General features: G+C 57.7%; 10 protein-coding genes and 1 tRNA gene. 4 read left to right on the top strand and 7 right to left on the bottom strand.

Annotated elements, in window-relative coordinates:
• Position 1: 1 nt before the first annotated feature.
• The 6 genes from citF to C3451_RS20860 are packed head-to-tail and all read right to left on the bottom strand — an operon-like array spanning position 2 to position 5990.
• Positions 2-1519 carry a citrate lyase subunit alpha gene (gene citF / locus C3451_RS20885; protein WP_045308348.1) on the bottom strand — a complete coding sequence of 506 codons (1518 nt, stop codon included), beginning with the start codon at positions 1517-1519 and terminating at the stop codon, positions 2-4.
• Positions 1520-1529: 10 nt separating this feature from the next.
• Positions 1530-2405 (bottom strand): citrate (pro-3S)-lyase subunit beta, encoded by an 876-nt coding sequence (citE, locus tag C3451_RS20880; protein ID WP_023298576.1) that lies wholly within the window; start codon positions 2403-2405, stop codon positions 1530-1532.
• A complete protein-coding gene (citD, locus tag C3451_RS20875; RefSeq protein ID WP_017382935.1) occupies positions 2402-2695 on the bottom strand; it encodes a citrate lyase acyl carrier protein in 294 nt (97 codons plus the stop codon). The genes citE and citD overlap by 4 nt, the downstream gene beginning before the upstream one ends.
• A gap of 16 nt (positions 2696-2711) precedes the next feature.
• Positions 2712-3734, bottom strand: coding sequence for a [citrate (pro-3S)-lyase] ligase (gene citC, locus C3451_RS20870; RefSeq protein WP_045623038.1), 1023 nt, complete (start codon positions 3732-3734; stop codon positions 2712-2714).
• A 13-nt stretch (positions 3735-3747) separates the two neighbouring features.
• Positions 3748-4611: a fumarylacetoacetate hydrolase family protein gene (locus C3451_RS20865; RefSeq protein WP_023298578.1), complete on the bottom strand. Its 864-nt coding sequence runs from the start codon at positions 4609-4611 to the stop codon at positions 3748-3750.
• A gap of 17 nt (positions 4612-4628) precedes the next feature.
• Complete coding sequence (locus C3451_RS20860) at positions 4629-5990, bottom strand: 2-hydroxycarboxylate transporter family protein (protein WP_022649371.1); 1362 nt, start codon at positions 5988-5990, stop codon at positions 4629-4631.
• A gap of 345 nt (positions 5991-6335) precedes the next feature.
• Between C3451_RS20860 and C3451_RS20855 the strand changes: the two genes are divergently transcribed.
• Together C3451_RS20855 and C3451_RS20850 are read left to right on the top strand one after the other, a co-directional pair.
• The gene (locus C3451_RS20855; protein ID WP_022649372.1) at positions 6336-7973 is read left to right on the top strand and encodes a sensor histidine kinase; all 1638 of its coding nucleotides are present in this window, start codon (positions 6336-6338) and stop codon (positions 7971-7973) included.
• The gene (locus tag C3451_RS20850) at positions 7963-8655 is read left to right on the top strand and encodes a response regulator (RefSeq protein WP_022649373.1); all 693 of its coding nucleotides are present in this window, start codon (positions 7963-7965) and stop codon (positions 8653-8655) included. Before C3451_RS20855 ends, C3451_RS20850 begins: the two co-directional genes overlap by 11 nt.
• A 99-nt stretch (positions 8656-8754) precedes the next feature.
• On the opposite strand, the gene C3451_RS20845 is transcribed toward C3451_RS20850, so the two are convergent.
• The gene (locus tag C3451_RS20845; RefSeq protein ID WP_023298579.1) at positions 8755-10890 is read right to left on the bottom strand and encodes an ornithine decarboxylase; all 2136 of its coding nucleotides are present in this window, start codon (positions 10888-10890) and stop codon (positions 8755-8757) included.
• 181 nt (positions 10891-11071) lie between these two features.
• On the opposite strand from C3451_RS20845, the gene C3451_RS20840 reads away from it, so the two are divergent.
• Positions 11072-11785, top strand: coding sequence for a DUF554 domain-containing protein (locus tag C3451_RS20840; RefSeq protein WP_003862452.1), 714 nt, complete (start codon positions 11072-11074; stop codon positions 11783-11785).
• A 95-nt stretch (positions 11786-11880) separates the two neighbouring features.
• A tRNA-Phe gene (locus tag C3451_RS20835) sits at positions 11881-11956 on the top strand.
• The last annotated feature ends 46 nt before the right edge of the window (positions 11957-12002 follow it).

Here is a 12002-nt window from a genome sequence, read left to right as displayed (position 1 = left end):
TTCACTCCTTTACCTGTCGAACGGTGTCGATCACGCTGCCGTCGCGGTAGCGGATCACCCCGACAATTTTGTCGGTGAACTCAATCGGTTTCGGTACGCCGGTCAGGGAAATCGCCCGCTCATAGAGCGCGTTGATATCTACAACCTTCAGGCCTGCTTCCATGAGTCGTTCGCGGATCTCCGGGCGCGCCGGGTTGACCGCAATACCGTGGTCGGTGACCAGCACGTCAATGCTCTCCCCCGGCGTGAGGCGCGTGGTAACGCGCTTCACAACGGTCGGGATGCGGCTTCGCAGCAGCGGCGCGACCACAATGGTCAGGTTGGCTGCCGACGCCACGTCGCAGTGCCCGCCGGATGCGCCGCGCATCACGCCGTCGGATCCGGTGATGACGTTGACGTTAAAATCGACGTCGATTTCCAGCGCGCTGAGGATCACCACGTCGAGCTGGTCGCAGCTTGCCGCCTTGCTGCCGGGGTTGGCGTAGACGTTGGTGGAGATCTCCACGTGGTTCGGGTTGCGCGCCAGCGAGGCCGCTGCCTGGCCGTCAAAGCACTGGGTGTCGAGCAGCTTTTCGATGAGCCCCTTCTCGTGCAAATCCACCAGGCTGCCGGTGATACCGCCAAGGGCGAAGCGCGCCTTCACGCCGCTGCGCTCCATCTTCTCTTCCATAAAGCGGGTGCAGGCGGTCGCCGCCGCGCCGGAGCCGGTCTGCATCGAGAAGCCCGGTTTAAAGTAACCAGAGTGTTCAATCACGTCCGCCGCATAGCGGGCAATCATCAGCTCGCGCGGGTTGCTGGTGACGCGCGCCGCACCGACGCTGATTTTCGCCGGGTCGCCCACGCTCTCCACCTGCACGATGTAGTCCACCTGATCCTGCACCAGGCTGGCGGGCATATTCGGGAACGGCACCAGTTCTTCGGTCAGCAGCACCACCTTACGGGCAAAGTGTGCGTCCACCATGGCGTAGCCCAGCGAACCGCAACACGATTTGCCCTGCGTGCCGTTGGCGTTGCCAAACTCATCGCTGCACGGCACGCCAAGAAATGCCACGTCGATATTCAGCTCGCCATCCTGGAGCAGCTTCACGCGCCCGCCGTGGGAGTGAATTTGTACCGGCTCGTCCATCAGCCCGTGGGAGATGGCCTCCGCCAGCCTGCCGCGCATACCGGAGGTGTAAATTCGGGCGATCACGCCGCTTTGAATATGCTCGATCAGCGCGTCGTTGCAGGTCATCAGCGAGCTGGAGGCCAGGGTCAAATTTTTAAAACCCATCCGCGCCAGCAGCGCCACAACGGTGTTGATCACCCGGTCGCCCTCGCGAAAGGCATGGTGGAAAGAGATGGTCATCCCGTCCTGCAAGCCGCTGCGCATGACGGCTTCTTCGAGGGAGGCGCAAAGCTTACGGTTGTGTTTCGCCTCGCTGTCCGCCAGCCACGGCGTCGCGCTGTGGGCGGTATCAAAGGGCTTCAGATCCCGCAGATGGGGGAAATTCACATGGAGAAGTTCTGTCTGATTCATTATGTCATCCTTACCGACGCACGCCGGAGGCCGCCGCGCGCTCAAGCACCACCTGCGCGTGGTTAATAATCGGTGCATCCACCATTTTGCCGTTGAGCGACACCACGCCCAGGCCGTTACGCTCGCCCTCTTCTGCCGCTTCAATCACCCGTTTGGCGTGCTCCACCTCTTCCTGAGTCGGGGCGTAGGCGTTGTGCAGCAGGTCAATCTGGCGCGGGTTAATCAGCGATTTGCCGTTAAAGCCCATCTTGCGGATCAGGTCGACCTCGCGCAGGAACCCGGCTTCGTCATTAACGTCTGACCACACCACGTCGAAAGCGTCGATGCCCGCAGCGCGGGCGGCGTGCAGCACAGCGCAGCGGGCGTAGAACAGCTCGGTGCCGTCGCCGCGCTCGGTCTGCATGTCCATTACGTAGTCAAAGGCGGCCAGCGCGATGCCGATCAGGCGCGGGGAGCTGCGGGCAATCGCCACGGCGTTGATGACGCCAATGGCCGATTCAATCGCCGCCATCACGCGGGTGGAACCTACTTCACGCCCGCACTCCTGCTCAATGCGCTCGAGGTGGCCCTCCAGCTCGTAGATATCGTCCGGGGTGTCGGTTTTTGGCAGGCGAATCACGTCTACGCCCGCGCGTACGGCGGCCTCCAGATCCAGCAGGCCAAACGGCGTGCTCAGCGGGTTAATACGCACCACGGTTTCGATATCCTGATACATCGGGTGCTGCAACGCGTGGAACACCAGCATGCGTGCGGTGTCTTTCTCGCGCAGGGCCACGGCGTCCTCAAGGTCAAACATGATGGAGTCGGGGCGGTAGATAAAGGCGGTGGAGAGCATGGCGGCATTGGCGCCCGGCAGGAACAGCATACTGCGGCGGAGTTTACTCATTTCAGCGCCCCCCAGTTGATGGCCTGTTCATCGGCGGCACGCAGAAGCGCGCTTTGCAGGCGGGCGCGGATCACACAGTCCAGCGCCCCTTTGTCTTCAATAATGATTAATCCCTGGTGCACGTTCATGGCGCGCAATGTGTCGTTGACCACCTGGCGTATTTGCTCGCCAAACTGCTTAATCACTTCACTGTGGATGACAATCTCCAGCTCACCGTGAGCGGGGGCGATTTTCACCATCAGGTCGCTGGACTCCTGCGTTCCGGCCAGCGCCTCCCTTACAATATTCATGATAAATTCCTGATAGTTATGCGACTTCCGCACTCGCACGATAATGTGCTTCGAGGTGCGCGAAGGTGGAGTCCGGGACAATCTCCCGGATCCGGGAAAACTGCTGTGTCTTGAGTAAACGGCGCACTTCCGAGGCCGAAATGGCGTTGCCGGTGGCTTTGATGCGCGGCATTTCCACCACGTCGATGTGCGAGGCCAGCAGATCGTGCAGCGTCTGGTTGTACTGGCGGGTGATATCGCAGAACGGTTCCGAACCAATAAAACGGTGCGTGATGCCCAGCGCCGGGGCGATAAAGTCCCGGAAGATCAGCACGTCGATCTCGCTCCACGCCTGCTGCACTTTGCCGGTCTCCTTCAGGAAGTAGGCCGGAAACGTGGCGCGGGAGATGATGTACTGCGAGCCTTCATGCACCACCACGTTCGGCAGATGCGCCACGCCCGCGCGCACCATCTCAATGCGCGCGCTGAACGGGAAGAACGAGGCGTCTTCACGCACCACGAACAGATGTAGAGCATCGCACTGCGCCGCCGCCTGCTCCACCAGATGACGGTGACCGAGGGTGAACGGGTTGGCGTTCATCACGATGGCACCAATCTTCTCCCCACACTTGCGGCTAGCGCGCAGGGATCGGCAGTAGCGCACGATCCCTTGCGGAGTGTTTTCCATTAGCACCGCGCTGTTCCCGCTCTGGGCAACCGGCCAGAAACCGCTGCGGCCAAAGCGTTCCTTATTGCACGGACGGGTGCAGAGGAAGAGGTGAAAATGGCCGCGCTCCAGCGCCGCATTTTCCACCTCTGCCAGCAGACGCGCGCTGAGGTTTTCCCCACGAAGCTGCTCGTTGACCGCCACGCACTTGATGACGTTGGCAGCCAGCCCGGCGCAACCCACCAGCTGCGCGCCGGACCAGGCTTCAACAAACAGCGTGATGTCGTTGTCCAGGCCAAGGCCGCTGTCTGCCAGCAGGTAGCGGATCTGGCTTAAGCGTTCCGGGTGTTTCGCCACAACGGTGTGGCGAAAATCAATGGGTTGCGATTGCATGCTGCCGCCTTACTCAGTGCGCTGCCGCGAGCCCGACGGCTGGCGCTTCCACGATCACGTTGCTCAGATGACCGATATGTTCGATCTCCACCTCAATGCGATCCCCCTCCTTCATAAACAGTGGCGGGTTGCGCTTTTTACCCACCCCGCCAGGCGAGCCGGTGATGATCACGTCGCCCGGGCTGAGACGGGTGAAGGTGCTGATGTACTCGATCAGCTCCGCCACCTTGTGGATCATGCTGCTGGTGTTGTCCTCCTGCACCATGCGGCCGTTCAGCCAGGTGCGGATCGCCAGGCTGTGCGGGTCCGGGATCTCATCCGCCGTCGCCATCCACGGGCCGAACGCCCCGGTCTGCCGCCAGTTTTTCCCGGCGGTGAACCAGGTGTGCTGCCAGTCGCGGGCGGAGCCGTCCATGTAGCAGCTGTAGCCCGCCACGTGGCGCAGGGCGTCGTCGCGGCTGATGTTCTCCCCGCCTTTGCCGATGATCACCGCCAGCTCGCCTTCGTAGTCGAACTCGCTGGAGTGGCGCGGCTTCAGCACCGGCTCGTTGTGGCCGGTCTGTGAATCCGGGAAGCGGACAAACAGGGTCGGGGCCGGGTTATGCTGATCAAACTCCTTGCGCTTGTCGGCATAGTTCATGCCCACGCAGAGAATTTTTTCCGGCTGGACAATCACCGGTAAGAAGGTGATGGCGTTCAGCGGTACATCCACCGCGTCGTTCAGAAAACGGGTGGCCTGCGCCAGCCCGTTCCCCTGCAACAGCGCTTTAAGGTCGCCATAGCGGTCGCCCAGGCGGCGGCCTAAATCAATCACGCCCCCGGCCTGAACGATGCCGTAGCTGCGTTTACCCTGGTATAAAAAGCTTGCGAGTTTCATTGTTCTTTCCTGAAAACTTAAACGAGGAAGTTGCCCAGAATCAGCAGTGAGACAGAGACGTTAATCGCCCCGCCGATACGGGTAGCAATCTGGGCGAATGGCATCAGGCTCATGCGGTTGCCTGCGGTCAGGATCGCCACGTCACCAGTACCGCCCTGCCCGCTCTGACAGCAGGAGACGATGGCGACATCAATCGGGTGCATACCAATCTTTTTGCCAACGAAGAATCCGGTTGCCACCAGCGCGGAAACGGTGCTGATAATCACCAGCAGGTTGCTGACGGTGAACGCCGCCACCAGTTCATGCCATGGGGTAATCGCCACGCCAACGGCGAAGAGAATCGGGTAGGTCACGGAGGTCTGGAAGAATTTGTACACCACCTGAGAACCCTCCAGCAGACGCGGAGAGGCGCCATTGCAGAGCTTCACCAGCACCGCCATAAACAGCATACCGACCGGCGCTGGCAGACCAATCAGCTTGTGGCCGAGCATGCCCAGCATGTACAGCAGCACCGCCAGCAGCGCGCCGGAGGCGATGGTGGTCACATCCGCTTTGCCGGAGAACGCGGGTTGAGAGACGGTGGCATCGGCGTTGGCGCGGTTAGGCATCAGCTGGCCTTCACCGGTCAGGTGCGGGTAGCGTTTCCCGAGCTGGTTGAGGCAACCGGAGATGATGATCGCCGTCAGGCCGCCGAGCATTACCATCGGCAGCACGCGGCCGAGCGCCACGCCCTGATCCATGTGCAGCAGGGTGGCATAGCCGATAGAGAGCGGGATCGCCCCTTCCCCGACGCCGCCCGCCATGATCGGCAGAATGATAAAGAAGAAGATCTGGAACGGCTCAAGGCCCAGCGCCAGCCCAACGCCCATGCCGACAATCATGCCGACGATTTCACCGCACAGCATCGGGAAGAAGATGCGCAGGAAGCCCTGGATCAGCACGGTGCGGTTCATGCTCATGATGCTGCCGACAATAATGCAGCAGATATAGAGGTAGAGAATATTGGTGGATTTATAGAATTTGGTCGTGGACTCGACCACCACGTCCGGCAGCAGGCCGTAATAGACCAACGCGGAAGGGATAAAGGTGGCGCAAATTGCCGCCGCGCCGAGCTTGCCGACAATCGGCAGGCGTTTGCCGAACTCACCGCAGGCAAAGCCGAAGAAGGCCAGCGTGGCCACCATGACCACGATGTCGCTCGGCAGTTTTCCGCCCAGGCAATCTATCGCAATCAGCGCGCCCGCCAGAACGAACAGTGGCAGAGGAATAATGCCGATTTTCCAGGTATCCATAATATGCCACCAGCGCTCTTTGAGCGATGGCCGCTGAATATCAATCGGGTCGTGGGTAACAGAGAATGAATCGTCAGTTGTGCTCATAATAAGCCCCTTAGTTATTTTGTGCGTCCAGCTTAGAGTCACAAAGGCTTACTTTATGTGAGGGATGGCATATTAAAAGCGAAGTTTTAATGGCCGCTATGGTTTTAATGGTTTCTTTTATTTAATGTGATTTATGCCTTATTTATTGCCGTGGTTTTTATGGTTTCTTTTCTTAACTGAACAAAGAAATAACATTTATTCATTTAACCTTAAGAGGATGAGACTTTCGGAAAAATCTTTTACAGGCTGCGCTGTGCAAGGGATCACAAGTTTTCGGCAAAGCGGGCATCCTGGCCTTAAAAGATGATATATTCAGCCGACCTGTTGATATCTCGCGTGATAGTTATGAAAGTATCGTTTCAGATCAAGCTGTTTATTTCGCTGGTCGCCTTTTTCTCAGTGCTGTTCGCATTACTGGGCGGATATTATTATGTCGATGTCGGCAGGCAGCTTTATCAGGAAATGAGCGCGCGCGCAAAAATACAGGCCGAAGAAATTGCGCTTATTCCTTCTCTGCGAAAAGAAGTCGAACAAAAGGATATCCAGGGCATCCATGACTTTATGCAGAAAATAGCCGCCCGCAGCGACGCCAGTTTTATTGTGATTGGTGACAATAAAGGGCTGCATCTTTTCCATTCCGTGTTTGCCGACCGGGTAGGCAAAACGCTGGTTGGCGGAGACAACGACGAGGTATTACACGGCAAAAGCACCATCACCATCCGCAAGGGCGGGTTAGGCATTTCGCTGCGCAGCAAAGCGCCCATTTTTAATGATGCCGGGCAGGTGGTGGGGATTGTTTCGGTAGGCTATCTCACAAGCTATCTGGACACCATCACCGTCAGCAAGGTGGTTAATATCCTGATTGCCGCCGTGCTGCTGCTTATCGCCCTGTTTATTTTCTCCTGGTTCTTCACCCGCAGCATCAAGAAGCAGATATTCTCTCTGGAGCCGCGCGAAATCGGCCTGCTGGTGCGTCAGCAAAAGGCGATGATGGAATCCATTTATGAAGGGGTGATTGCCATCGACGACGATCTCCGCATTGAGGTGATTAACCAGGCGGCGCGTAAATTATTAGGCTTACGCCAGCCCGCCCGCGAACTGCGGGGTCAACTCATCAGCCAGGTGATTGCGCCCGTCCCGTTCTTTAACGCGCAAACCATGCTTGCGAAAGACACCCACGATGAGATCTGTCGCTTTAACGATCTCACGGTCATTGCCAGCCGGGTGCGGATCATGCTGGAAGATGCGTTGCAGGGATGGGTGATCACCTTTCGCGATCGCAACGAGATCGACTCGCTCAGCGCCCAACTCAGCCAGGTGAAGCGCTATGTTGATAACCTGCGCATTATGCGCCATGAACAGCTGAACCGCATGACCACGCTGTCCGGCCTGCTGCATATGGGCCGTTATGACGAGGCAATTCGCTATATACAGGCGCAGTCGGAACACGCTCAGGAGCTGCTGGACTTTATCTCGTCCCGCTTTAGCTCCCCGACGCTGTGCGGTTTGCTGCTTGGAAAGGCCGCCCGCGCGCGTGAAAAAGGCGTTGAGCTGAGCTTCGATCCGGCCTGCCGGGTGGACAAACCCTTCCTGCCGCTGCTCGAATCGGAACTAGTCTCGATCATCGGGAACTTGCTGGATAACGCCATCGAAGCGACCCAGCGCGCCCCGCTCCCGCATGCCCCGGTAGACGTGCTAATAAAGTTGAACGAGCAGGAACTGATTATTGAAGTCGCCGACCAGGGCGTCGGCATCACACCGGAGATCCGCGACCGGATCTTTGAGCGCGGCATCACTACCAAAACGCGCGGCGATCACGGTATTGGCCTGTATCTGATTGAAAGCTACGTCACGCAGGCTGGCGGTGCAATTGAAGTTGCCGATAACACCCCACGCGGTGCCATTTTCTCACTGTTTATTCCCGCCACGGGAACGGTCCGGCACCCCGTACAGGAACTGGAAGATACCGACTATGCAACATGAACTTATCGACGTACTGATTGTTGAAGACGAGAACGAACTGGCGCAACTGCACGCGGAGCTTATCGGTAAACATCCGCGCCTGAGGCTGGTGGGGATTGCCGCGTCACTGGCCGACGCGCAGGTACAACTGGAGAGCAAACAGCCGAAGCTGATGCTGCTGGATAACTATCTGCCGGACGGCAAAGGCATCACCCTTATCAGCAACCCGATGCTCACCCGCGCCAACTGCTCGGTGATTTTCATCACCGCCGCCAGCGATATGGACACCTGTAGCCAGGCCATTCGTAACGGCGCGTTCGACTACATCCTCAAGCCGGTTTCCTGGAAACGCCTGAGCCAGTCGCTGGAACGTTTTGTGCAGTTTGCCGAACAGCAGCGCGTCTGGAAGATTGTCGACCAGCAGAACGTGGATTCACTCTATCAGCTACAGGCGAAAAATTATCGACTGGACAACGGCAGCAAAGGGATAGAGGAGAACACGCTGGCTCGGGTGCAAACGTTGTTTAACAACAAGGCGGCGCACTGCTTTACGGTGGATGAGGTGGTGAGCGAGACGGGCCTGAGTAAAACCACCACCCGGCGCTATCTGGAACACTGCGTGGAGGTGGGTTTTCTGACGGTGGAGATGCTGTACGGGAAGATTGGGCATCCGAGAAGGATGTACCGGCGTAGTGCGACTTAACTCCCCTCACCCCGGCCCTCTCCCCAAAGGGGCGAGGGTGAAAAGACGGCTCCGTGCAATCCCCTCTCCCCTTTGGGGAGAGGGTTAGGGTGAGGGGCCCTACTTTAACACGTACCCATACAGTCGCTTGATCCCGTCGGCATCCTTCTCGCTGTAAACGCCCTGCAACTCTGGCGAGAAACCCGGCAGCATATTAATGCCCTCTTCCAGCGCCAGGAAGTAGCGCTGTACTGCTCCACCCCAGACTTCCCCCGGTACCACGCACAGCACGCCCGGCGGGTATGGCAGCGCACCTTCGGCGGCAATGCGTCCTTCGGCGTCACGAATACGCACCAGTTCGACATTCCCGCGAATGTACTCCTGGTTGGCATCCTGCGGGTTCATCACCACGGCAGGCAGGCTCTCCTGGCGGAACATCGCCTTCTGTAAATCCTTCACGTTAAAGCTGACGTAGAGATCGTGCATCTCCTGGCACAGCTGACGGATCGTATAGTCGCGGTAACGCACCGGGTATTTCTGATAGATGGTCGGCAGCACATCCACGAGCGGCGTATCGTCTTCAATATGCTGTTCAAACTGCCCCAGCATCGCCACCAGCTGCATTAGCTTCTCCGCGCTCTCGGCTGGCGTCAGCAGGAACAGGATGGAGTTGAGATCGCACTTCTCCGGCACAATGCCGTTTTCGCGGAGGTAGTGGGCGAGAATGGTCGCCGGAATGCCGAAATCGGTATAGTGCCCTGTTTCCGCATCAATGCCCGGCGTGGTCAGCAGCAGCTTGCACGGATCGACGAAATACTGCTCGCGGGCATAGCCTTCAAAACCGTGCCATTTTGCACCCGGTTCAAAACTAAAGAAGCGACGCTCGCTGGCGATAGCCTGCGTGGGGTGATCCTGCCATGGCCGCCCCGCCACCACCGGTGGGATAAAGGGTTTGATCATATTGCAGTTGGCGATAATGGCTTTGCGCGCTTCAATGCCCAGCTCGACGCACTCAGCCCACAACCTGCGTCCGCTCTCACCCTCGTGGATCTTGGCGTTCACGTCCAGCGCCGCAAACAGCGGGTAAAACGGGCTGGTGGAGGCATGCAGCATGAACGCATTGTTCAGCCGCTTGTGCGGGCAGAAGCGCGATTGACCGCGAATATGGTTATCCTTTTTATGGATCTGTGAGGTTTGCGAGAACCCGGCCTGCTGTTTGTGGACCGACTGGGTCACGAAAATTCCCGGATCGTTCTCGTTCAGTTCCAGCAGAAGCGGAGACGTTTCCACCATCATCGGGATAAATTGCTCGTAGCCGACCCAGGCGGAGTCAAAGAGGATGTAGTCGCAAAGGTGACCGATCTTGTCGATCACCTGACGGGCGTTGTAGATCGTGCCGTCGTAGGTGCCGAGCTGAATGATCGCCAGACGGAACGGGCGCGCCTCGGCGGCTTTCTGCGGCGCGACGTCACGGATCAGTTCCCGCAGCCAGGCCTCATCAAAGCAGTGTTCATCGATCCCGCCGATAAAACCAAACGGATTACGGGCTGCCTCAAGATAGACAGGCGTTGCCCCGGCCTGGATCAGCGCCCCATGATGGTTGGACTTATGGTTGTTACGATCGAACAGCACCAGATCGCCACGGGTCAGCAGCGCATTGGTCACCACTTTATTGGCCGCCGACGTGCCGTTCAGCACGAAGTAGGTTTTATCCGCGTTGAACACTTTCGCCGCGAACTTTTGCGCGTGCTTGGCAGAACCTTCGTGGATCAGCAAATCACCGAGCTTCACGTCGGCATTGCACATATCGGCACGAAACACGTTTTCACCGAAGAAGTCGTAAAACTGCCGCCCGGCGGGATGTTTTTTGAAAAAGGCGCCGTGCTGGTGACCCGGACAGGCAAAGGTGCTGTTTCCCATCGCCACATACTGGCTCAGGGTGTCAAAAAAGGGTGGCAGCAGGTTCTCTTCATACCGGCAGGCGGCAGATTCCAGTTCCAGCAATTCCTGTGCTTTACCCGAGATGATCGCCGTGACACCCTCTGGCACCTCTCCTGGCTCTGTTGAGAACATAAATACCGGTAGCTGAAAGCCCGTACGCTTCAGCAACGCAAGAATGCCGCTGTAGCTTTCAACAACCGTAATGACGACTGCCGCCACATCGGTGAAATCGGTGTTATCCAGCATAACCTTTTCGCGATGCGTAGAAACTTTGGATACCAGCTCACGGCTGACGGCAATTTTCATGGTTTTCATAAGCGCAAATACCCTCACCGAACGGTGAGACAGGAAGGAGAAAATTCGCGCAATCATGTCACCTTTTATTTTCAGGTGCAAGAAGGAATCAGTATGCGTTACGCCTCCCAAAGCTAAGCATAATCAGGGACGGACGTGCCATAATCATGCAATGCCAGTGCTTAAATAACAGGAGTTAAACGTGGTGATTGGACCCTTTATCAATGCGGGAGCCGTATTGCTGGGCGGTGTACTTGGGGCAGTATTAAGCCAGCGGTTGCCGGAGCGTATTCGCGTCTCCATGCCCTCCATTTTTGGCCTGGCGTCGTTAGGGATTGGTATCCTTTTAGTGGTGAAATGCGCCAACCTGCCGGTGATGGTACTGGCGACACTGCTCGGCGCGCTGATCGGCGAGTTTTGCTATCTGGAAAAAGGCATTAATCACGCGGTAGGCAAAGCCAAAAATCTGATTGCCCGACCGGGCAAGGCAAAGCACGGCACGCACGAGTCGTTTATTCAGAACTACGTTGCGATCATTATTCTGTTCTGTGCCAGCGGCACGGGGATATTCGGTTCGATGCAGGAAGGGATGACCGGCGATCCCAGCATACTGATTGCGAAAGCGTTTCTGGATTTCTTTACTGCCACCATCTTTGCCACTACCCTCGGCATCGCCGTGGCGGCGATTTGTGTACCGATGCTGCTTATTCAGCTGGCGCTGGCCACCTGCGCCACGCTGATCCTGCCGCTGACGACGCCTGCGATGATGGCGGACTTTACCGCCGTCGGCGGCCTGCTGCTGCTGGCGACAGGGCTGCGCATCTGTGGCATCAAGATGTTTGCAGTGGTGAACATGCTCCCAGCCCTGCTGCTCGCGATGCCGCTTTCCGCGCTCTGGACGCACTTTTTCGCTTAAGTTTGCGACGAAATGGTGAGAGAGTGTGCAGTCTGCAACGAAAACAACAAATTTCGTTGACGTCGGAGGGCGGATCGGGTTTAATGCGCCCCGTTGCCCGGATAGCTCAGTCGGTAGAGCAGGGGATTGAAAATCCCCGTGTCCTTGGTTCGATTCCGAGTCCGGGCACCAATATTCATAAGGCCTCGCTGAAAAGCGGGGCTTTTTCCTTTCTTAG

It is taken from the genome of Enterobacter sp. 301B, assembly GCF_003850715.1.
Taxonomy (GTDB): domain Bacteria; phylum Pseudomonadota; class Gammaproteobacteria; order Enterobacterales; family Enterobacteriaceae; genus Enterobacter; species Enterobacter intestinihominis.
This window is presented reverse-complemented; position numbering and strand designations above follow the sequence as displayed.